Origin of the sequence: Nitrosomonas sp. (genome assembly GCF_021731985.1) — a bacterium.
Classification (GTDB): Bacteria; Pseudomonadota; Gammaproteobacteria; order Burkholderiales; family Nitrosomonadaceae; genus Nitrosomonas.
Genome location: NZ_JAKFWH010000056.1, coordinates 66,379 through 88,120, shown reverse-complemented (window position 1 = coordinate 88,120; position 21,742 = coordinate 66,379). Strand labels below are relative to the sequence as shown.

Sequence of the window (21,742 nt, the reverse complement as noted above, 5' to 3'; positions counted from 1 at the left end):
TTTGCTCATTTTAACTATTTTAACAATGAATAATTACTTACTTTCTGATGTTACCGTTGATACTTGGGTACAAGGTGGCCCCATTTCTTTGGCCGATCTGATTGGTTCGGTGGTTCTGATTGAGGTTTTTCAAGTGAATTGCCCAGGTTGTTTTATTTATTCATTACCCAGAGCCATTGATTTGCATGGACGCTATTATCAGCAGGGATTGGTTGTGATCGGTCTGGCTACTGCATTTGAAGATTATGATAAAAATACGCTTGAGAATTTGCAGAAACTAGTCGCGACGGGCGAAGTGGTCGGTGAGACGTTTAAGGCGCTTAACCAACATGGCATCCTATCGCAAGGCAAGCTGCCTTGGAAAATACCGTTTGCCGTAGGTATGGATCGCGTCGTGACGGAAACCGAGCCTGTAACCGAGGAACGAGTGCTGCGTTATGCAAGCGAATTTTTGCCTGAATTTGAGAAATTTAGCGATGAACAAAAAAAATCCGTGTTACAGCAAGTCAGGAATTATATGGAACAAAAGTCTATGAAAGCTGAGACCTTCGAACGTTTCGCGCTGCAAGGGACGCCATCTTGTATTTTGTTCGATCGTAAGGGTCAATTGAAAGATGTTTCGTTTGGTCAGATCGATTATAAACAGGCTATGGTCGAACATTTTCTAGCGGAAAAATGATTTCTTATTTTTCTAAGACGAGTGTATGCCTCGATAGACAATGAAAATGACCGGATACTTGAGAATCAATAACTTTCAATTAGCCGGTTGCTAAAGTTTTTTCGAGCCAAATTTCAAAAGCCTGGTGATCCTTCAAATCGTATTGCCAGCACCGAAAACCGAGTGCTTTACCCGATGCAATGTTTTGTGGCTGATCATCGATGTAAATAGTTGATGATGGATTAAATTGATAAGTTTTGATTGCATATTGATAGATTGCAAATTCTGGTTTAAGAAAACCGATTTCGAATGATAATATTTTATGTTCAAAGTAAGAAAATTCGGGGTATGCAGTAAATATCCAGGGACAGTGGATTGCATTGATATTTGAAATCAGAATCAATGTGTGATTATTGCTAGCAAGTTGCCGAATACAGCGCCACATGGGTTCATTCGCGGTGAAAATTTGTTGCCAGGCTTGATAAAACTGTGGCAGTGCGGCATCGCTTTCGAAGATCTTCAGTGCCCAATTCGCATAATTTTCCGGATCAATTAATCCGGCTTCTAATGCATCTTTCTGCTCAAGTACTTGTTGAATACGTTCTTCGGGATTATTAATCCTTTCGGGTATTAATCTTACCAGTGATGATTCGAAATCAAAATCGAGTAGAACACGGCCAATATCAAACAAAAATGTTCTGGTGGGAGGAGACTCTGGGGTCTTAATGCTTTGTTGCATTTTAGATTCATTGTAAAGTAAGTAGCAAACGGCAAACTAAAAGGACAAGAAACGTTTAATAAACATTTCTTGTCCTGTAATAGCTCCCCACATATGCCGTCAGATCTTCATCTTGAACCATGAGGTCCAAGGCGGTTGCTTCACGGATACATCAGGCACATCCAGTATATCGGTGCGCACAACAGTATCACTAAAGTCCACAACCATTTTCTAATACTTGGTTCAAAGAATATAGATCTTAACAAACACCGCAGGGATAAACTTTATTTGTACAACAATTCTAACTTTCTGTCTTGACCATTACTTCATCAACTTTCTTCTTCAACGAGTTAATTCTACGCCTAAATTCATCCATATCAAAGCCAGTTCCATTACGTAGCATAAGTAATTCATGCGTGATGCTCAGTGCTGCAATAATTGCAATGCGATCAGAATCAATAACTTTACCTTCTGCTTTGATTTCTTGAATCTTTCTGTCTAAATAGGCAGCTGCAAGTTGAATTTCTTCTCGCTCTTCATCGGGGCAAGTAACACAAAATTCACGCCCCATGATATCGAGATTCAGCGGTTTATTGTTCATTTATCCGGAATATTTAGAAGTAGCGTCTCAAGCCGACCAGCTGCAACATGTATTTTTTCATTTAATTTTTCACATTGGGCGTGCGAGTCTGCAAGTTCCTCACGTAATTTTTTATTTTCTATGCGAGTATCCTGATACAAGCGTAAAAGCAGAAAAACTTTTTCTTCTAAAGATTTCAGTTCTGTTTCCATGGAGACACTACTTTCCGAACTATTAAAAGGCTAATGAGTAACCAAATTTTAAATTCTGTTGACGTGCCTAAGTACTTGATAGCACTCGCGATAATTGTTTTTGTTTTATGAAAGTACAGTGCCTGTTTATTATTTATAGTTTGAGATGAGTGCCATCACAAAAAGGAGCATTGCTGGTTTTCTTGCAAGTACATAACCAAGCCGTTTTATTCTCACTAACGCTGAATTTCTTAGGTGTGAATTCGGTATTCTTATGTGAACCATCGCAAAAAGGTTGGGATTTGCTCCGGCCGCAAGTGCACCAATAGTAGTCTTTTCCTGATTCCAGCTTGACTTCAATGGGTGAGAAAGATTGTCCTGTATTCGAAGATTGGTTCATTGTTATCACTTTATCGAGGAAGGTTATTTGTAGTATTAATCATCTAATTAAAACGTGCTACTGCGATTTAAAATTAGTTCTCATGCCAAATCAGCATATTTATCATCCGCATAGCCTGTCATTTGCAATTTCTGCTAAACAATATTTCCTAACTATTTGTTGCATAATAAATTTATTAAGACGGGTTGTTGCCCTGATAGCGATTACGGATGCTTAAGTATTTATCTTTAATTTTTTAGTGAAAAGTTTTTTATACAAATAACCTCAAAGCACTTGGGCTACCTGCATTAATATGATTCTTTTTCATCGAAGTTTGTATCTCAATTAATTGTTGTTTACTTCTAAGGATCCCGCTATCACTTAATGGAACCCGATTATCATCGACCATAATCCCGCCAAGCGTATTGGAGAAAATCTTCGCCAAGTGGGTCATTTGGTCAAACACTCTTTCTCCATGCGCAACTCTTGGAACATCCAACAGGAAAGTCACACCGTGTGTTGTGAGTGATTTTATGTTATCGGGCAAGAATGGAAGTGATTCATAATTGTTGAGTGTGAACAATACATTATTATTATCATCGCGATATTTGAAAATTCCTTCCGATTCGAGCCGGAACCCAGACGCTTCTGCCAATGCCCGAATTTTTGTGCCAACAAATGCGCCGTCATCTTTACTAATGATATTAATGCCTATCATAACATCCACTTCAGCGCAGAATTTATCCAGCATTACAGCTTTTTCATGCGTACTGACAATGTCTGGACATTCTGCTGTAGCATGTACTTGCGACGCAAAATCTAGTACTAGATCCCTGAACTTGGATAAATTAACTTCGCTAATAGGGCCAGCTCTATCAGCAAGCTGCAAGCAGCCTCTCAAATGACTGTAGCCATCACTGTCGACATTGGATTCATTGGTGATTTCTTCCCAAGAATCATTTTTATCGCGCTGACCCAGCCAGTAAACAGGTTTCCCGAAGTCAAATTTTCTTTGCAGTAGTTTGGCGATATAGGTATTGGCAATAACCGATTCTGATCGAACGTTGATAACGTAATTTGTATTACTATCGTAATCTAAAATGGGTGAGATGGTAGATGAATTTGTAACGGCACTGGTCGAAATATTGACAAGGGTGTTAGTTGGTGATTTTGCCGGTGATTTCTTGGATTCAACGGAGGGTAATTCGGTTTGAGTAAACGGATCGAATGATATATCTGGTGGCGTTTTATTGAATTTTGGTTCAATACGTTGAAAATTTTCTTCAGAATTATGAGTATCTAAAAGAATATCATCGTGCTTGTGATCAAACGCGGCTTGTACTTTACGCCGGTAACGCAGTTGTTGTAGCCAATTGAAGACAGCAACACCGGTAATAACTAGTATGCCGATGATAATCAAGCTTATTTGCAAGTCACTCATATTCAATATCTCCATAATACCTCCTTGCTATCTCCTAAAAATACCGTTATGCAAAGCACAGATATCAGATTATGTCAGTTTTATACGCTAAACTACAATCACTAGATCACAGGTTGTTCATTCCGCTTTCCCAATTTAATGGCATCAGCGAGATCAACAGCTACAATTCTTGATACCCCTTGCTCTTGCATTGTAACGCCTATTAATCGTTGTGCCATCTCCATGGTTATTTTATTATGACTAATAAACAGGAATTGGGTTTGTTGCGCCATATTTTTTACTAATTCACAAAAGCGTCCAGTATTGCTGTCATCGAGTGGTGCATCTACTTCATCCAGCAAGCAGAACGGTGCCGGATTTAACCGGAATAAAGAAAAGATCAGTGCCAATGCAGTGAGGGCTTTTTCTCCGCCCGATAATAAATGAATAGAGCTGTTCTTTTTCCCTGGTGGTTGCGCCGTCAATAATAAACCGTCATCGGGCACCTTATCATCACAAAACTCAAGCCGGGCTTTCCCGCCGGTAAAAATAACCGGAAAAATCTCGCTTAAATAAGTATTGACCAATGTAAAAGTTTCTTGCAATTGCAATTGAGTGTCTCGATCTATTTGCTGGATAGCATTCTCCAGAGTTGCAATGGCTGTATTGATATCCTGTAATTGATTAACTAAACTAGTTTCACGTGCGCGAGCAATCTCCAGCTCATCTAAAGCAGCAAGATTAACCGTTCCTAACGTGGCAATCTCTGCATTAGCTTGATGAATCTCTGATTGTAATGCAGCAATATCTTTTTTCTCTGATAAGGGTAACAATTGTTTCGTGTCAACGTTCGCATTATTGATCAGTTCATCAAATTGGCTAATTGCAATATTGGCCGCTTGTTCCTTGAGCCGGGTTTGATTGATGGCATCTCGTAATACATGCGATTCTTGTTCTGATGCCATGCGGGTATTTTCAATTTCACGTAAATAGCGTGCAGTATCATCGACTTCTTGACGCGCCAGTAAGGTTGATTGTTCAATCGATTTGCGTTGTATCTGAGCAGCCTCTAATTGTTTATTGAAGGGAGTTTCATCAAAACCATCTTTTTCTTTGAGCAAATCGGCATGATTCCCTGTTAATTTTTGTAAATCTTCATCGATAGATTTTATGCTAAGTTCAATTTCATTAATTTTACTCTGGCAAGTCTTGGCATGAAAGGCAATCTCCTGCATTTCCTTTGTTGATTGTTGAATGTCTTGCCGTTGACTGATGAGTAAACGATCGGCTGCCTCCCAAGCTAGCTGAGCCTGTTGTACATTTTCTTTAGACGTATCAATTTGCTCCAGATTTTTTGTTAATCTTGCTTTCGCTGATTCTTGTAACGAAATCTCATTGACGAGTGCCTGCTTGATTTCAATCAATTCAGAATTGATCTGGTCATTGCGATGAGCGCTACGCTCATTAATTTGTGAAAGCTTTACTATCTCAAGTTGTAACTGATGCCAACGCTGCTGTATTTTTTTGCTATTCTCTTTAATTATCTGGAGGGTGCGATTAAATTCAGAACACTGTTGTTCAGCTTCTACTAGAAAACCATGCTGATGATGGAGTAGAGATTCAATCTGATCAATTTCTTTTTGTAAATTGGTAAGTTCTTGTTGTCTGGACAGAACGCCATGTAATTGAGAATCCGGCGCATAAAAAGTGAAACTATTGTGCGTAATAATATGCCCCTGCCGCGTTACCAGCATTTCACTTGAGCTTAGCATGGATCTTTTGCTGAGACCCGCTTGAACGTCCGCTATCACATATACTTTGCTTAACCAATCTTCCAGTACATTATTGGTTTCGTGCTGATTTGCCATGACATAAGCAAGCAGTCTCTCACAGTTTATCTGGTTAATGATTGGTTGATGCCTAGTATCACATGAGGCAGCCCGGGTTTGCTCAAAAATTGTCCATTTCCCAGGCGGTACCTCATCAATCCAGTTCCGAATACTATCTAATTGCTCCAATTCGATACTATTGAGCCGCTCGCGCAAAACTGCTTCCAAAGCATTTTCCCATTCAGGCTGGATTTGTATTTTTTGCCAGAGGCGAGGTAAAACATCCAATTGCCGTTTGCTTAGCCAAGCAGTTAAACTTGGATCGTTTTCCAGTTTTTGTTGCAGATTCTGCAATGCGTTGAAGCGGGCAGTTGTCTGCGATAAGGTATGTTGCAGTTCTTGAATTTTGCTAGTTATCTGCTGTTTAAACTGGGTTGCCGCAGTGAATTTATTTTCTATGTCCTGATGTTTGCGGTTTTCTTCATTCAAAGCATGTTCAGCTTGATCCATTTCTAGCTGAAGCTTGGTTAATCCATCTGGATCAATGGATACAAGCTCACTCTGCTCTGTCAGTAAACGGGTGTATCGCGCTTCAAGCTGCTGGATATTTTTTTCGGTATGGGAGATGTGACTGTCTTCAAGTTGATTGGCTTGTTCGGTTAAAAGAAGATTATGCCGGCACTCGTTTAATTTCGCTTGGAAAGCGAGAAAATTCGCTTCAATAACAAGAAATTTATTGTTTTCTTCATCACTTTTAAGAATGGTTTCTTGGTGATTTAATTCCGCTTTCGTTTTTTCCTGATGCCAATGCGCGAGGTTTTCTAATTTAACTTTTTTTAATTCATTGCTTCTTTCCAGTTGATTCTCAGCTTCCTGAATTTGGTGTGCTAAACGGTTAATCGTGTTTCTTAGGTAACCTATTTCTTGCTCCAGGCGTCCTATCTGAGCATCGGTAGCATACAATTGCCCTTGTAATTGGAGCAATTTGTCATTGACGGTATATTCTTTTATTCGGGTTTTTTCATATTCCCTTTCTGCGTTGTGTTGATTCGTTAGCGCAATCTCCAATTCGGCTTCAAGTCCTTGAATTTCATTTTGTGCGTGCGTTCGTTGGTCAATTGCATCGGTTCTCCGCTGCAGCCACAATAGGGATTGTGATCTCTGCAATTTTTCTTGCAATGACTTATACTGCTGGGCGATTTTTGCCTGAATTTCGAGATGTTGCAGCTGAGATTTTAATTCCTGACAAATATCTTCTAAACGCGTGAGATTTTTCCGGGTTTCTACAAGACGCAAGAAAGTTTCTTGTCTTCTTTCCCGATATTGGGAGATTCCTGCTGCTTCCTCCAGGAAATTCCTTAATTCTTGTGGCTTTGCCTCAATAATCCGTGAGATCATGCCTTGCTCAATAATTGCATAACCTCGACCCCCGACTCCAGTGCCCAGGAAAAGATCGTAAATATCACGCCGCCGTACTTGCAGGTTATTAATATAATAGCTTGAGATACCATCGCGCTGAAGTACGCGTTTAATAGCGATTTCTGCATAACTAGACCATTGTCCGGTTATTTTGCTGAGGTGATTGTCAAAAACTATTTCAACACTGGCGCGCCCAACAGCTTTCCGGTTATCTGATCCGGCGAAAATAACATCTTGCATCGAGTCTCCTCGTAAAGCAGATGCTTTGGATTCACCCAGAACCCATCGTACCGCATCAATAATATTTGATTTTCCACAGCCATTGGGCCCCACGATACCTACTAGATCTTGGGATACAGAAATTACAGTTGGATCGACGAATGATTTGAAGCCGGCGAGTTTGATATGGGCTAAGCGCAATTTTTCGTTTACGGGATAAGGCAGTTATAATAGAAGAAGCGCATAGCGCAAACTATTTATTGTAACTGAATTAATTTAAACATGAGCATGAAGAATGACCAGTAAACCTAAGAAGAAGCTTGAGACATTTCCGAATCCATTTATAGACCGGGATTATCATATCCATATGGAAATTCCTGAATTTACTTGTTTGTGCCCCAAAACGGGGCAACCTGATTTTGCCACCTTAATTCTGGACTATATTCCAGATAAAAAATGTGTTGAGCTGAAAAGCCTCAAACTTTATATCTGGTCATATCGGGACGAGGGGGTATTTCATGAAGCAGTTACTAATAAAATTCTCGATGATCTCGTTGCAGCTTTAAAGCCAAGATATATTCGATTAATCGCGCGTTTTTACGTGCGTGGCGGAATTTTTACCAACGTTACAGTTGATTATCGAAAAAAAGGGTGGCAGCCAAAACCAACAGTTTTACTTCAAGAATTTAATGGCCAATCTAATATTCGAGAATGATTCTTAATGTCTTGCTTAAAATAAATAATATAACATTATAATTATAATCATAATTTCATGATTGTAGATATTTTTTTATGTAAAAAATAGTTTGCAAAGATCAAAAATTTATATATCCTATCAGACGGTATGGATATAAAAATAGTATATATAAATGATTTTAAAAAGAAATAGCCTTTTTGTTTTACTGATATTACTACTTTTCTGGACTTGTACACTTATATCGCTGGATGCATTTGCGGAGAAATTAGTACAAAACAAGATTCAGTATCATACAAATTTGTGGAGTCGCTTACAGAACGGTTTTGCACTAGCACTGCCACCCGATAATAAAATAATTCACAGAATAGGTACCTCCTATTCGCAGAATCCGGAATTGTTTAATCGTATTATTGCGAATAGCGAACGGTATCTTTTTTATATTGTGGAGGAAGTAGAACGCCGGGGCATGCCGATGGAGATTGCGTTGATTCCGGTCATTGAAAGTACTTACAATCCTCTGATTAAATCTAATAGCCAGACTGCCGGTTTGTGGCAATTTCAACCAGAAACAGGACGAGTCTTAGGGTTAGTACAAAACGTATGGCATGATGATCGCCGTGACATTATTGCATCAACTCAGGCTGCTCTTGATTATCTTCAATATCTTTATCAGAAGTTTGATAATTGGAAGTTGGCCATTGCGGCATACAATTTAGGTGAAGGTGCTGTAAGTAAAGCATTATCTAGGAATATTCATAAAGGTAGACCAGGCAACTTTTATGATTTGAATCTGCCTATTGATGCGAAGCACTACGTATATAAGTTGTTGGCGGTTAAAGATATCATTATTAATTCTAAAAAATATGGTGTGAAAATTCGACCCATAGCGAATCGTCCGTATTTTGACCAAATTAAAATACATGAACCTATCGACATCTCATTAGTTACTCGCCTAGCAAACATTTCAGAGGTTGAATTTAATGCCTTAAATCCGGCCTATAATCGCTATGTCATCAAAGTGTCTGATGCACCCCGTACTTTACTATTACCGAAAACCAATAAAGAGATCTTCTTAAGAAATCTGGAAACTTATCAAGATCCGCAAGTGTCCTGGCAGATCTATCGCGTCAAGAAAGGGGAGAATATAAATGAAATTGCAGCCCGGCATTGCACTACCGTAAAGCAATTAAAGACAATTAACGGTATTGCCAGACATAAAAATGTCACGCTTGGACAGAAAATACTGGTTCCGCATGATGCGACTGAGAATCAGGCCGGTAATATTGCACGAAAGAAGGAACAGTTACAAAATTATCAGTCGAATGTTTATGTCGTAAAAAAAGGCGATACTTTGTATGAGATTGCAAAGCGTTATGGTACAACCGTTGATCAGATTAAATCATGGAATGATAGTGATGACAATCTATCCATTGGCCAGAAACTGGTGCTCGTGAAAAGTTAGTTGCAATAAGCACTTTACCTGTTTAAATAGTTTTCAGAAATTCAATAGCCCAACTGACACCGAATCCGGTGATCTCACTGTCCACAGCGCCCAACCCATCTTTATGACTGCTGGCAGATAAATCCATGTGTAGCCAGGGCGTATCGTTAACAAATCGTCGCAGAAAACACGCGGCGAGAATATGATCGAATTCTCCGCCTAGCTCACATTGTTTGATATCTGCGACATTGCTTTCAAGATTTTCTTCATAATCCGCGTCCATTGGGAAAACACAAACACGTTCGCCGCTTCTTTTGCCTGCAGAAACAGCTTTTTGGGACAAATCATCGCGGTTACTAAAAATACCACTATAACGTGATCCCAGAGCGGTTTTCATACTGCCGGTTAGGGTAGCGAAATCGATGATCAGATCTGGCTTCAGTTTGTCTGCCAATGTTAAGGTATCGGCTAGTACCATACGTCCTTCAGCATCGGTGTGGACTATTTCAATTGACAATCCATTCAGCGCTGAAATGATGTCATTCTGTTTATAAGCGCGTGGACTGATATGATTCTCTGCTATCGCTAGCCAACAGTCAATTCTGACTGGGATTTCAGCCCGCGTGGCAGCAAGCAGAATACCCAGTGCGACAGCGGAACCATTCATGTCCTCGTGCATGCCCTGCATATGCCGGGCTGGTTTTAAATTATGACCACCGGTATCAAAACAGATGCCTTTGCCGACAATGGCGACATTTTTATTCTGTGTATGTTGGGTACAGTGATGTTGCAAATGAACAATGACAGCATCTTCGGAATCACTGCCTTGTGCAACAGCGACAAAAGCGCCTGCGCCGATTTCCTTTAGTTTGTTTAAATCATACTCCTGATATTTCCAGCCCTCATTCTCAGCCAGTTTCTTAATTTGCTGGCGATAGGTTTTGGGTGTTAGTTCGTTTGCTGGCAATGCGGTTAAGCCGCGCGCTAATAAATTTCCCTCAGCTAGTGCGCGTTGCAGGGTAAAGCTATCATTATCTTTATAACCATATAAATAAATTTTATCCAGCGGTTTTCGAACTGGTTTGTTTTTACGTACCGGAAGGGCGGCGCCATTGACCCAGGTGGCATAGACCGCTAATTCAGAAAAATCTCTTCGTTGTTGAGTCGTGCCATAGACATTGATATGTATTTCGGAAGGATTTTCTGACAGAAGCAATTTAAGTGCTTTCCGCATGCAAGTTTGTTGATCGAAGACGGTCTTGCTTGTATCGAGCATGACCCAAGCGCATAGCTCACCCTTCTCAAGATTTGCACTCACTGGTGTATCACTCAGATCAGTCAATTGCATTTCACGTCGCAACAGCAGCTTTCTCAGCGGCTCTTCACCAGTGATGTCGAACTTCTTGGGGATTTCTTCTAATTTGGGGAGTATTACGAGAATATGTGATGCTTTAATAGATTGATCGATAGGTGATATATTTTGGAAAAGTGATGCCAGCATTGAAAGCTTTCCTGTTGGATATTATTTTTTGAATGACAATACCGGACGTCATTGCATTAAGTTGATTATTGATAATCTTGTTATTATATACGGCTTATGTCCCTTATGGCTGAGATAGCCTGCAGCGGATGGACTTTATTCTGATTCTAATGAGGAGTTTCAACTAAGGATGCGCCAATATCTTGAGTTAATGCAGCATGTTATGAATCACGGACATCAGAAATCCGATCGAACGGGTACCGGTACACTCTCGGTTTTTGGCTATCAAATGCGTTTTAACTTAGCAGATGGTTTTCCATTAGTGACGACCAAGAAGTGCCATTTGAAATCTATTATTCACGAGTTATTGTGGTTCTTGCAAGGCAATACAAACATCGGCTATCTTCACGAGAAAGGTGTATCCATATGGGATGAATGGGCTGATGCGAGTGGTGATCTTGGGCCAATCTATGGTCATCAATGGCGATCCTGGACAGCAGCGGATGGTCAGCATATCGATCAGCTTATGCAAGTCATTGAGCAGATAAAGAATACACCTGATTCACGGCGTATGCTTGTTTCTTCATGGAATGTAGGGGATCTGCATAAAATGCGATTACCGCCGTGCCATGCATTTTTTCAGTTTTATGTGGCGGACAATCGATTATCGTGCCAGCTTTATCAACGCAGTGCTGACATTTTTCTCGGCGTGCCTTTTAATATCGCATCGTACGCATTGCTTACTTTAATGATCGCGCAAGTCTGCAATCTTGAGGCAGGGGATTTTGTGCATACCTTAGGTGATGCACATCTGTATCTGAATCATCTTGATCAAGCACATGAGCAGTTAAAGCGTGAGCCGAGATCATTGCCGTTCATGCAATTAAATCGAGACATCAAAGAGATACTGGATTTTAGCTATGAAGATTTTACTCTGGAAAATTATGATCCTTATCCGGCTATTAAGGCACCAGTAGCCGTATGACATCTTTGCGTTTATCCCTATTAGTAGCCATGGCAAGAAATCGCGTGATCGGCCGGAATAATAAATTACCTTGGCATTTACCAGCCGACTTGAAGCATTTCAAATTCCTGACGATGGGACAAACCATTGTGATGGGACGTAAAACATATGAGTCTATTGGTAAACCTCTGCCCGGTAGGATTAATATTATTATCACGCGTCAGGCAGGATATGAAGTACCTGGGGCGACTGTGGTAAGCTCGATTGACGATGCGCTTCTAATGTGCGAAAAAACCAGACCGATCAATGGTGAGAATTTTATCATTGGGGGCGAAGAGCTTTACCGGCAGACTCTTAAGATTTGCCAGCGCATATATATTACGGAGATTCAAAGAGATTTTGAGGGAGATGTTTGCTTTCCTGAAGTTGATCCTAACGAGTGGGAGGAAACCCAGCGGGATAAACATATTTCGGAAAACGATGCTAATTTGGAATACCATTTTGTCGTCCTTGACCGTAAGGTAAGTGCGCTATAACTGTTATTTTGATGATTTTCTCTACTAGTAAATGAAGAAATGGTGAAGTGCGCTGAAGCTACTTCACCATTTTTTATTTAGGACTGCCGATTGATCAGCTATTAATAGCGAATACTTATATCACTTTCACATCGGGTAAAGGAAACCCATTAAAATTACTGGCGTAGGCAGTCGTATAAGCGCCTGCGTTAGGAATATAAATGAAATCACCTTCCTGTATATCGCTTGGCAGCATGAGGTCATGCATTAGAATATCGACTGAATCACAAGTTGGGCCGGCAACAGACCAGGGAATATCGTTACCTTTTCGATCAGTCAGGATTTCATAGCGTAAACCTTCAGTAATTTCTATGACGCCGCCAAACATGCCTGCATCCCAATACATCCATCGTTTCCCATTACGGGTTGCTGTACCTACCACTCGACAAACAAAATAGGCTGAATCGGATACCAAATAACGGCCAGGTTCTGCCATGACATGGATATTGTCCGGCAAATCAGCAATGGCATCGTTGATGACTTCAGCAATGATTTCAATCGAAGGAATGGGTTTAATATGACGAACCGGATAACCGCCACCAATATTAAGCAGTCGAGGATTTAAGCCTGCATGTTTCATATCAGCAAAAACTTTTTTGGCACGTTCAATACCGACCCGCCAATTCTGCGGGTTACGGCACTGTGAACCTACATGAAATGTAACGCCAGCTAGATCTGCATTTAGCTTTACCGCTTCTTGAATGATTTCATTAATGTCGGCAAGATGCGTTCCGAATTTTCCCGCTAATGGCCAATCACTGCCGATATTCGGCGTGTCAATGCGTAAATACGTCTTGGCATCGGGTTTGACACTGACAATTTTGCGCAATTCTTCAATGCTGTCTAGCACATACCATTCAACGCCTTTCTTCGCGGCGTATTCCAGATAGGCGCGTGATTTCATTGGATTGCTGTAGAATATTTCAGCAGCAGATACACCCAGATTCATCAACAAATCAAGCTCGGCAATAGAGGCAATTTCAAAGCCAGCACCTTCTTCAATGAGTGTTTTCAGTACGCGCTCATCGGGATTGGCTTTAACTGCATAATGCGGATGGACTCGTGGCATGGCAGCTTTAAAGCGCCGGGTTTTTTGCCGGACAATGTTGCGGTCAATCAGTAAAAAAGGGCGTTGATAGTCTTTTTTCAGTTCATTCTGAACGTGCTTAAAATTCAGACTATTTTCAGGATGGGTGTCAAACAGGACTTCAGATTGATCGGATTTCTGAAGTGTAGAGGGAAATATATGCATGGGTGTCTTCCTTTAAAAATGGCTACGTCACAGGAATATGAACATTGACTAAATCAACTGCAGCAAAAAAGTTCTTGATACTTTTCATGATGACCTCCTTATCGGTAAGTTAGCTTGTTTTGAATTTGCACGCATTATAGTCCGCATTTCAGGCAAATCAAGTATTTTTTTATAGGAGAATAAATTTTTATATAGTGCAAATTAATTATTCTAAAACAATGGATTATGCAATTTATTTTTATGTGGGATTGGACGGATATTTTTCAAAAAAGTTTAGGCAGTTCTTTTATTAATTGAAGATTGTTTTCAACACTATGATATAGGGGATTTTTTATTTTTCAGATTAGGGCATTCCCTGACGATTGATCAATACCATTGTAACTTCAAATAACCATCTGACTTTTCATTAAACCTGAAATGAATAAGATTTTTTCCTCGGCGGATTGACTGTTGCCTCGAATGAAGTTTGAATGGCCCAGCGGCAGAAAGTGATTTTTCAATCCTCAGCCGTCCTGCGCGGGGTGAGAAAATCGTCAATTCATAGCGTCCGGGGCTGATTTCCCGCAATAGCGGAGCAAATGGTTTAGCCAATGGTTCACCGATGAATGTACCTTGCCCCGGCCAGGCTACACTTTTCCAATAGGCTTCGATAGCAGTAGCCCCCGATGCATAATGAAACATGGCAACTGCAGGGGAAGGAAATTTCTGTGGATAGCTGCAAGGCTCAACAACTGTCCCATAGCTTGCGGTGGCCCCAGCCTCCAGCCAACGCAAGCTGCTCATTTGAGGAGAATCGGTCAGCATGCCGCCGAACGAAGTTAAATGATCTGCTAGTGCGCCGGGCAGAAAACTAAGTGTTTCCAGCATGGGCACTCTGATTATTCCGGTAAAGTAAAAAAGAATATCTTTCTGATCAGAAATGAAATTGGTTTCCAGTATCTGAAGAGAAAAAATACCAGCCAGGCCCTTTGCAGTCTGTGCATAACTCATTGCGCGATTATTCCGCGCTTTGTCTGAAGTGCTGAGTAAATAGGCCTGGCCCTTTGGAAAGCTGTGGTCTGAAGCAATACCCCGGTCAATTAGCGCTTTAACTTGTTCAAAGGATGTTCCCGCCAGCATCATGGCAGGCCGAAGTTTATAATCAGTGGCTGGGTACTGGCTTGGCGCATTGAAATAAGGGCTTGGTGCTGTTGGCGCACATTCTGTAGAGCAATATTTTTCATCGAAACCGAATGCCAATGCGGAAGTCAACGACATACAGCCCACCCGGTAGGGGCTGGTCCAGGCAATCGCGTAAGCTTGCACATGATCAGGGGTAAGCCGATCGATCGTTGTCTTCAGTTGTTGGAATTCTTGTGGCGTCATCACACTGCGCTCAGATGAAAAACGCAGGCGTATTATGTTGTCTTCAGGGATATGCCGTGCTTGCTGGTAGTAATTACCAATTTGCCGGGATAAAGGATCGTCATCATTGATGATGACTGCAATATCTTCCGGAGTGAATCCGGTCTTAGGTAAAGAGATTCGTGTTTGCGCTTGTACTTGCACAGAAAAAGCTGTAGAGAATAGAATAAGCGCTAAAAAAATGGAAAGTTGTCTGATTCGTTTTAAACCTTCTCGTGCTGACATCATAAAAGATTCTCACACATCAGTTGTTGACTTCCACCCTTTATATTTTGGGCAATGTAACACCATGCTGTCCTTGGTATTTGCCACCGCGATCCTTGTAAGAAGTTTCGCAGACTTCATCTGATTCAAAGAAAATAACTTGTGCGACGCCCTCGTTGGCATAAATTTTAGCGGGCAGGGGGGTTGTGTTGGAGAATTCCAAAGTGACATACCCTTCCCACTCCGGTTCAAATGGGGTGACATTGACGATAATGCCGCAACGAGCATAGGTTGATTTGCCCAAACAAATAGTCAGCACATTGCGCGGGATACGGAAATACTCAACGGTGCGGGCCAATGCGAAAGAATTGGGTGGAATGATGCACACATCGCTTTGGACATCAACAAATGAATTGGAGTCAAAATTCTTCGGATCGACGATGGTGGAATTAATATTGGTGAATAGCTTAAATTCATCCGAACAACGGATATCGTAACCATAGCTTGAAGTGCCATAGGAAACAATCCGCTGATCGTTTTTCTGACGGATCTGATCGGGTTCGAAGGGTTCGATCATGCCATAGGTTTGAGCCATGTGGCGTATCCATTTATCTGATTTAATCGTCATTCCTTAGCCCTTTTTAGTCATCTTCCATTACGATCTTAGCGAATAATTCTGAGTGGTCTTCAGCGGATTCGGCCACTTTAACAGCGACTCGCCGTGCAATCAGTCGATAGATATCGGCTATTTTTCCGTCCGGTTCAGCAACTACGGTGGGTTTGCCCATGTCCGTATGTTCGCGAATTTTGATATCAAGGGGTAACGCACCCAAAAATTCTACGTTATAGTCCTGACACATCTTTTCTCCGCCACCGGTTCCAAATATGGGTTCTGTGTGACCACATTGAGAACAGGTATGTGTGCTCATGTTTTCCACAATGCCGAAAATCGGAATTCCCACTTTCTCGAACATTTTTAATCCTTTGCGTGCATCAAGCAAAGCAATATCTTGTGGTGTGGTGACAATGACAGCACCGGTTACGGGAATTTTCTGTGCAAGCGTGAGTTGAATGTCACCGGTGCCCGGTGGTAAATCCACAATCAAATAATCCAGATCTTTCCAATTGGTATCATTGAGTAACTGTTGCAATGCCTGTGTAACCATCGGACCGCGCCAAACCATGGGAGTTTCAACATCAATTAACAGTCCAATAGACATCGCTTGGATACCATGCGCCAGAACCGGTTCCATAGTTTTTCCATCGAGCGATTCCGGGTGGCTTGTGATTCCCAGCATTTGCGGTTGTGAAGGACCATAAATATCCGCATCCAGTATTCCCACGGATGCGCCTTCCGTCGCCAATGCTAATGCCAGATTAACCGCAGTTGCCGATTTGCCGACACCGCCCTTGCCGGATGCCACCGCAATGATATTTTTAACGCCAGGGATCAGCTTGACGCCCTTTTGTACGCTGTGCGGAATAATTTTGCTGCTGACCGAGATTTGGATATTTCCAATCCCCGGTATGGATTTCAGTGCATCAACAATTTGTTTTTGGATGGTGTCTCTGACACTGTTCGCCGGGTAACCCAGCTCGACTTCGAGGGATACATTGCTTTGATCAATTTGAATATTGCGTACTGTCTGCGAGGTCATATAATCCTTGCCCGTTGTGGGATCAATCACTTGCTTGAGTACAGATTGTATTTGTTGCTCAGAAATAGTCACTACAAACTCCTTTTACAGCCAATTTACGGTTAATAATTGAATAAGGGGATGGTAACAAATATCAGGAATGCCCACACAGTTTGTTACAATTCACCTTTATCTAATCTGATTTCTTGAGAGTTAATGAATAAGCGAAAAATTTTGGTTACCTCTGCGCTGCCTTATGCCAATGGCAGCATCCATTTAGGCCATTTGGTGGAATACATTCAAACGGATATCTGGGTGCGATTTCAGAAAATGCGCGGACATACGGTTTATTATGTGTGCGCGGACGATACGCATGGCACACCGATCATGCTGCGCGCGGAAAAAGAGGGCATAACACCAGAAGCATTGATCGCGCGCGTACACGATGAGCATTCGGAAGATTTTACCGGCTTTCATATCCAGTTTGATAACTATTACAGTACGCATTCGCCGGAAACACGTCATTTTTCCGAAATCATTTACGGCAAACTCAAGGCTGCCGGATTGATCGCAATACGTGGCATCGAGCAACTCTATGATCCGGTTAAAAACATGTTTTTGCCCGACCGGTTTGTCAAAGGGGAATGCCCGAAATGCGGCGCAAAAGATCAGTACGGCGATTCCTGTGAAGCCTGTGGTGCGGCCTACACGCCAACGGAACTGAAAAATCCCTATTCAGCCGTATCCGGTGCCAAGCCAGTCAAGAAATCATCGGAACATTATTTCTTTAGCTTGTCCGATACGCGCTGTGCTGATTTTTTGCGTAGCTGGACCCGCGAAGCAGACCATTTGCAGCCAGAGGCAGCGAATAAAATGCGTGAATGGCTGGGCGAAGTAGGGGAGAACAAGCTATCCGACTGGGATATTTCCCGGGATGCGCCTTATTTCGGTTTTGAAATTCCTGATGCGCCGGGTAAATATTTCTATGTCTGGCTGGATGCTCCGATTGGCTACATGGGCAGCTTCAAGAATTTATGCGTTCGCGAGCACATCGATTTTGACGAATTTTGGCAGCAACAATCGGATACCGAGCTGTATCATTTTATCGGTAAGGATATTCTGTATTTCCACGCCTTATTCTGGCCTGCGATGCTGGAAAACGCAGGTTACCGGACACCCACGAAGATTTTTGCGCATGGCTTCCTCACCGTGAACGGTGAAAAAATGAGTAAATCCCGTGGCACGTTCATTACCGCGGAAAGTTACCTGAAGCAAGGTCTGAATCCGGAATGGCTACGCTACTACTACGCAGCCAAACTCAACAGCACGCTGGAAGATATTGACCTGAATCTGGAAGATTTTGTCGCACGGGTCAATTCCGATTTGGTCGGCAAATTTATTAATATTGCCAGCCGTTGCGCCGGTTTTATCAGCAAACGGTTTGACGGCAAGCTTGCGGATGGTGTGCAGTATCAACAATTGCAGTCCTTGGTGAACGAACGTTTTGCCACTTGGCGGCCCGATTCCATTGTGAAAGCGTTTGAAGAAAGAGAATTTTCATCTGCGATTCGCCAAATCATGAAATTTGCCGACGAAGCGAATGAAATGATTCACGAACTGGCACCGTGGGAAATCGCCAAGAATCCCGATCGTGGAGAAGAACTACAGCGAGTCTGTAGCCTGGGAATACAACTTTTCTCTGTGCTGTCGCGTTATCTGAAACCCATCTTGCCGGAAACAGTGAGGCAGATTGAGCTTTTTCTAAACTGTGGAACGCTGACATGGCCTGAACTGCGGGAAGATCAACCGGTTTCGGATTTGTTATTGCCTGCCGGTCACACAATCAATGTTTATCAGCATTTGATGACACGCATTGACGCCAAACAAATTGATGCATTGGTCGCAGCCAATACACAAAGCCTAACACCCTTTGTTCAAGCTCATTCTCCTGCGCGGCATGCAGAAAAACAGCAACACGCCGTGACACCGATTGCCGATACGATCTCCATCGATGACTTCAGTAAGATTGATTTGCGCGTGGCAATAATCGTCAATGCCGAGCATGTGCCGGGGGCGGATAAATTACTGAAATTGACGCTGGATATTGGCAGCGAACAACGTACGGTTTTTGCCGGCATTAAATCGGCGTATGACCCGGAACAATTGAAAGGCCGCTACACAGTGATGGTGGCAAATCTCGCGCCGCGCCAAATGAAATTCGGGCTATCGGAAGGCATGGTACTCGCAGCCGGTGGCGGCAATCCGGGCGAATTATTCATCCTGTCACCCGACGCAGGTGCGCAACCGGGAATGCGGGTTAAATAACCGGTATCCTTTGTATGGAATTACAAGGTATCGCGGAACATATCAAACAACGGGAGCTCGAACTATTGCAAACGGACTGGCGAGCAAACCCCTCCTTGATAGACGACTGGTTATCCGATGGCTTTGAAGAAATCGGCAGCAACGGGCAAATAAGCACAAGAAATGACGTGGTCAATTGGCTGTTGAATAAGGATAACGCTATTCAATGGTCACTAACGGAATTCAGAATTAAGGCATTAGCGGATGGTTTGGTAATGGCAGTTTATATCGCAAAAAAACGCAATGCCCCGAACAATACAAGTAAAGGATCGATCAGAACTTCGATCTGGCAGCGGCAGGGAAATAATTGGAAAATGGTTTTTCATCAGGCAACTCAGCGATTAGAAACTTAAGCGCAATGGATCAGGAGAATACTTTGGAACTCAACGAAGAGCAGCAATTCAACGAAATTAAAGCCAATCTTGCAATGGTTAAGCAACGCATTGTCGATACCTGCCAGCGAATTGGGCGTGATCCCGCCAGTGTGCGGCTACTGCCTGTCACCAAAACAGTGCCGGCCGAAAGGTTGCGCATTGCCTTTGCCGCTGGCTGCCTTGAGATGGGCGAGAACAAAATTCAGGAAGCGCGTGAAAAATCCGAAGTGATGAAAGACCTTGATATCAAATGGTCGATCATCGGTCATCTGCAAACCAACAAAGCCAAGTATCTGGCACGCTTTGCCAATGAGTTCCAAGCGCTCGATAGCCTGAAAGTCGCAGAAGAACTCGACAAACGTCTGCAAAATGAAGGGCGCGCGATCGACGTCTATGTGCAGGTCAACAGCTCCGGCGAAGCCAGCAAATTCGGCCTGGCACCGGAAGATGTGCGCGCTTTTGTCATGGAATTGCCCAAATTCTCATCGCTGCGCATCAAAGGACTCATGACACTGGCGATTTTCTCTGCCGATCACGATAGGGTGCGCGAATGTTTCGTCAAAATGCGCGAAATCCAAGCCATGTTGCGTCAGGAAGCACCGGCTGGTTTGTCATTTGACGAGCTCTCGATGGGTATGTCAGGCGATTATGAACTGGCGATCGAAGAGGGTGCGACCGTAGTTCGCGTAGGACAAGCTATTTTTGGAAAGCGGCCATTGCCGGATAGCCATTATTGGCCGGGGTTGGGTTAAACGGGACATTGCTGTACAACGATTTTGTCTTGTTCAATGATTTTTCTGAACGCTTAGCTGGTCGTGGCCCAATCCGCTACTTCGGCCAATCATCCGAGATTCAGATTTCAGCGCAAGCGAATTACCCATGAAAGTATTCATTCTAATCTGGTGCAATAATCTTGCGAATGCGAACAACTCCCTGCTGACCTTTCGCACGCTGCGCACCGGATTTCCTACAGCAGAGGTTGTCGTTTATGACAACGCCAGCATCATCGGCGATCAAGTCCAACGGCTTTGCCAAGAAACAGGCGCAAAATACTGCCGCCTAAACAAGGAAATCAGGCATCACGAGTATCTCAAGTCAATTCTATTGAATGAACCCAGCGCAATACTGGTAGATCCGGATATCATTTTTTGGGAACAAGTAGAGCATTGGGATTTCTCCAATTATTTGATAGCCGGGCGCCTAATCCCGAATTTTTATGACAACTATACGCGATGTCATACGGTCAGCCGCATTCATTCAAGTCTTATGTGGTTACCCGATTTGAAGCAACTGCGTGCCCGTTTTGCTGATAAGACTGCACGCTATTTCGATCCCATTACGCACCAGACAGCCATTGTGGGCTCCGAATGGGTTTTTTGGGATACTCTGGCGGGACTTTATCACCTGTTCAAAGATCAGTCGCATTGCTTTAACGATCACGAATTGAACGCCTACGACCACCTATTCTGCGGCACACATTTGGATCTGGTCATCAACGACATCGGTGCTGACTCCATCATCGCCAAAGGTTCTCGCATGGCGATGGCAGACGTGGCTTCTCTCAAAGGATACTGGCGGCAACAGGATGAATATTTCGCCGCCAATCCAAGTCCCTTTCTGGATAATTTGTATGAATTGGGGTTAAACCAACCAAAATCACGCAAGTAATGCATTCTAGGACTTCACAAAGTGACAGCGAGCGATGCAAGCAACATCAAATTGAAAATCGGTTAGTCTGCCGGATTTAAGGAATCGTAGCGAACTGGTAACTTGATGGAGCGAATCGGATAGCACAACATATGGAAAAATAACGGTCTGCACCACAAAAATGTCAATTACTGAAGTTTATGTGAAGTTGTGCAAAGAGAATCAAGACTGCTATGTGAATTCAACAAATCATGGTGCAATGCCCATACTTAGGAAGACGCTGAATTATT

At 42.5% G+C, this 21,742-nt stretch carries 20 protein-coding genes and 1 other RNA gene; 9 read left to right on the top strand and 12 right to left on the bottom strand.

Going from position 1 to position 21,742, the window contains the following annotated elements:
- Positions 1-25: 25 nt before the first annotated feature.
- Positions 26-679, top strand: a complete 654-nt coding sequence (locus QZ942_RS07260; protein ID WP_292994133.1) for a TlpA family protein disulfide reductase — start codon at positions 26-28, stop codon at positions 677-679.
- A gap of 79 nt (positions 680-758) precedes the next feature.
- Here the strand turns inward: QZ942_RS07260 and QZ942_RS07255 are convergent, their stop codons facing one another.
- From QZ942_RS07255 to smc, 7 genes are all read right to left on the bottom strand, one after another.
- Positions 759-1,397, bottom strand: a complete 639-nt coding sequence (locus tag QZ942_RS07255; protein ID WP_292994131.1) for an HAD-IA family hydrolase — start codon at positions 1,395-1,397, stop codon at positions 759-761.
- An 80-nt stretch (positions 1,398-1,477) separates the two neighbouring features.
- A non-coding RNA gene (ssrS, locus tag QZ942_RS07250) (6S RNA) lies at positions 1,478-1,657 on the bottom strand.
- 20 nt (positions 1,658-1,677) lie between these two features.
- Complete coding sequence (locus QZ942_RS07245) at positions 1,678-1,977, bottom strand: cell division protein ZapA (RefSeq protein ID WP_292994129.1); 300 nt, start codon at positions 1,975-1,977, stop codon at positions 1,678-1,680.
- Positions 1,974-2,168 carry a hypothetical protein gene (locus tag QZ942_RS07240; protein WP_292994127.1) on the bottom strand — a complete coding sequence of 65 codons (195 nt, stop codon included), beginning with the start codon at positions 2,166-2,168 and terminating at the stop codon, positions 1,974-1,976. Before QZ942_RS07240 ends, QZ942_RS07245 begins: the two co-directional genes overlap by 4 nt.
- 133 nt (positions 2,169-2,301) lie before the next feature.
- Positions 2,302-2,547 (bottom strand): CDGSH iron-sulfur domain-containing protein, encoded by a 246-nt coding sequence (locus QZ942_RS07235; protein WP_292994125.1) that lies wholly within the window; start codon positions 2,545-2,547, stop codon positions 2,302-2,304.
- Between the two features lie 250 nt (positions 2,548-2,797).
- Entirely contained in the window at positions 2,798-3,982 is a 1,185-nt protein-coding gene (locus tag QZ942_RS07230; RefSeq protein WP_292994123.1) for a cell division protein ZipA C-terminal FtsZ-binding domain-containing protein, read from the bottom strand.
- An 86-nt stretch (positions 3,983-4,068) separates the two neighbouring features.
- Complete coding sequence (gene smc / locus QZ942_RS07225) at positions 4,069-7,614, bottom strand: chromosome segregation protein SMC (protein ID WP_292994122.1); 3,546 nt, start codon at positions 7,612-7,614, stop codon at positions 4,069-4,071.
- 94 nt (positions 7,615-7,708) lie between these two features.
- Between smc and queF the strand changes: the two genes are divergently transcribed.
- Both queF and QZ942_RS07215 read left to right on the top strand, forming a co-directional pair.
- Complete coding sequence (queF, locus tag QZ942_RS07220) at positions 7,709-8,128, top strand: preQ(1) synthase (RefSeq protein WP_292994121.1); 420 nt, start codon at positions 7,709-7,711, stop codon at positions 8,126-8,128.
- 154 nt (positions 8,129-8,282) lie between these two features.
- The gene (locus tag QZ942_RS07215; protein ID WP_292994119.1) at positions 8,283-9,572 is read left to right on the top strand and encodes a LysM peptidoglycan-binding domain-containing protein; all 1,290 of its coding nucleotides are present in this window, start codon (positions 8,283-8,285) and stop codon (positions 9,570-9,572) included.
- 22 nt (positions 9,573-9,594) lie between these two features.
- Here QZ942_RS07215 and QZ942_RS07210 read toward each other — a convergent pair whose 3' ends face one another.
- Complete coding sequence (locus QZ942_RS07210; RefSeq protein WP_292994117.1) at positions 9,595-11,052, bottom strand: leucyl aminopeptidase family protein; 1,458 nt, start codon at positions 11,050-11,052, stop codon at positions 9,595-9,597.
- A gap of 169 nt (positions 11,053-11,221) precedes the next feature.
- Here QZ942_RS07210 and QZ942_RS07205 point away from each other — a divergent pair, with 169 nt between their 5' ends.
- On the top strand, positions 11,222-12,016 hold the full coding sequence (locus QZ942_RS07205; protein WP_292994115.1) for a thymidylate synthase: 795 nt from the start codon (positions 11,222-11,224) through the stop codon (positions 12,014-12,016).
- Positions 12,013-12,531 carry a dihydrofolate reductase gene (locus QZ942_RS07200; RefSeq protein WP_292994113.1) on the top strand — a complete coding sequence of 173 codons (519 nt, stop codon included), beginning with the start codon at positions 12,013-12,015 and terminating at the stop codon, positions 12,529-12,531. Before QZ942_RS07205 ends, QZ942_RS07200 begins: the two co-directional genes overlap by 4 nt.
- Positions 12,532-12,646: 115 nt before the next feature.
- On the opposite strand, the gene QZ942_RS07195 is transcribed toward QZ942_RS07200, so the two are convergent.
- The 4 genes from QZ942_RS07195 to apbC all read right to left on the bottom strand — a co-directional run bounded on the left by QZ942_RS07195 (position 12,647) and on the right by apbC (position 17,160).
- Positions 12,647-13,822, bottom strand: coding sequence for a type III PLP-dependent enzyme (locus QZ942_RS07195; protein ID WP_292994111.1), 1,176 nt, complete (start codon positions 13,820-13,822; stop codon positions 12,647-12,649).
- A gap of 366 nt (positions 13,823-14,188) precedes the next feature.
- The gene (locus tag QZ942_RS07190) at positions 14,189-15,454 is read right to left on the bottom strand and encodes a TIGR03790 family protein (RefSeq protein ID WP_292994109.1); all 1,266 of its coding nucleotides are present in this window, start codon (positions 15,452-15,454) and stop codon (positions 14,189-14,191) included.
- A 37-nt stretch (positions 15,455-15,491) separates the two neighbouring features.
- Complete coding sequence (gene dcd / locus QZ942_RS07185; RefSeq protein ID WP_292994107.1) at positions 15,492-16,058, bottom strand: dCTP deaminase; 567 nt, start codon at positions 16,056-16,058, stop codon at positions 15,492-15,494.
- 13 nt (positions 16,059-16,071) lie between these two features.
- Positions 16,072-17,160: an iron-sulfur cluster carrier protein ApbC gene (gene apbC / locus QZ942_RS07180; RefSeq protein ID WP_292994105.1), complete on the bottom strand. Its 1,089-nt coding sequence runs from the start codon at positions 17,158-17,160 to the stop codon at positions 16,072-16,074.
- A 123-nt stretch (positions 17,161-17,283) separates the two neighbouring features.
- On the opposite strand from apbC, the gene metG reads away from it, so the two are divergent.
- From metG to QZ942_RS07160, 4 genes are all read left to right on the top strand, one after another.
- Positions 17,284-19,392 (top strand): methionine--tRNA ligase, encoded by a 2,109-nt coding sequence (gene metG, locus QZ942_RS07175; RefSeq protein WP_292994103.1) that lies wholly within the window; start codon positions 17,284-17,286, stop codon positions 19,390-19,392.
- A gap of 14 nt (positions 19,393-19,406) precedes the next feature.
- Complete coding sequence (locus QZ942_RS07170; RefSeq protein WP_292994101.1) at positions 19,407-19,784, top strand: DUF4440 domain-containing protein; 378 nt, start codon at positions 19,407-19,409, stop codon at positions 19,782-19,784.
- A gap of 23 nt (positions 19,785-19,807) precedes the next feature.
- Positions 19,808-20,557 carry a YggS family pyridoxal phosphate-dependent enzyme gene (locus QZ942_RS07165; RefSeq protein WP_292994099.1) on the top strand — a complete coding sequence of 250 codons (750 nt, stop codon included), beginning with the start codon at positions 19,808-19,810 and terminating at the stop codon, positions 20,555-20,557.
- 127 nt (positions 20,558-20,684) lie between these two features.
- Positions 20,685-21,473, top strand: coding sequence for a hypothetical protein (locus QZ942_RS07160; RefSeq protein WP_292994097.1), 789 nt, complete (start codon positions 20,685-20,687; stop codon positions 21,471-21,473).
- Positions 21,474-21,742 lie beyond the last annotated feature (269 nt).

Bases quoted from the DNA above. Each gene is read 5' to 3' on its own strand.
- QZ942_RS07245 (WP_292994129.1), bottom strand. From the start codon at position 1,977: ATGAACAATAAACCGCTGAATCTCGATATCATGGGGCGTGAATTTTGT.
- QZ942_RS07170 (WP_292994101.1), top strand. From the start codon at position 19,407: ATGGAATTACAAGGTATCGCGGAACATATCAAACAACGGGAGCTCGAA.
- QZ942_RS07160 (WP_292994097.1), top strand. From the start codon at position 20,685: ATGAAAGTATTCATTCTAATCTGGTGCAATAATCTTGCGAATGCGAAC.
- dcd (WP_292994107.1), bottom strand. From the start codon at position 16,058: ATGACGATTAAATCAGATAAATGGATACGCCACATGGCTCAAACCTAT.
- QZ942_RS07255 (WP_292994131.1), bottom strand. From the start codon at position 1,397: ATGCAACAAAGCATTAAGACCCCAGAGTCTCCTCCCACCAGAACATTT.
- QZ942_RS07190 (WP_292994109.1), bottom strand. From the start codon at position 15,454: ATGATGTCAGCACGAGAAGGTTTAAAACGAATCAGACAACTTTCCATT.
- QZ942_RS07235 (WP_292994125.1), bottom strand. From the start codon at position 2,547: ATGAACCAATCTTCGAATACAGGACAATCTTTCTCACCCATTGAAGTC.
- QZ942_RS07205 (WP_292994115.1), top strand. From the start codon at position 11,222: ATGCGCCAATATCTTGAGTTAATGCAGCATGTTATGAATCACGGACAT.
- metG (WP_292994103.1), top strand. From the start codon at position 17,284: ATGAATAAGCGAAAAATTTTGGTTACCTCTGCGCTGCCTTATGCCAAT.
- QZ942_RS07215 (WP_292994119.1), top strand. From the start codon at position 8,283: ATGATTTTAAAAAGAAATAGCCTTTTTGTTTTACTGATATTACTACTT.
- QZ942_RS07240 (WP_292994127.1), bottom strand. From the start codon at position 2,168: ATGGAAACAGAACTGAAATCTTTAGAAGAAAAAGTTTTTCTGCTTTTA.
- QZ942_RS07195 (WP_292994111.1), bottom strand. From the start codon at position 13,822: ATGCATATATTTCCCTCTACACTTCAGAAATCCGATCAATCTGAAGTC.
- QZ942_RS07200 (WP_292994113.1), top strand. From the start codon at position 12,013: ATGACATCTTTGCGTTTATCCCTATTAGTAGCCATGGCAAGAAATCGC.
- QZ942_RS07210 (WP_292994117.1), bottom strand. From the start codon at position 11,052: ATGCTGGCATCACTTTTCCAAAATATATCACCTATCGATCAATCTATT.
- QZ942_RS07260 (WP_292994133.1), top strand. From the start codon at position 26: ATGAATAATTACTTACTTTCTGATGTTACCGTTGATACTTGGGTACAA.
- queF (WP_292994121.1), top strand. From the start codon at position 7,709: ATGACCAGTAAACCTAAGAAGAAGCTTGAGACATTTCCGAATCCATTT.
- QZ942_RS07230 (WP_292994123.1), bottom strand. From the start codon at position 3,982: ATGGAGATATTGAATATGAGTGACTTGCAAATAAGCTTGATTATCATC.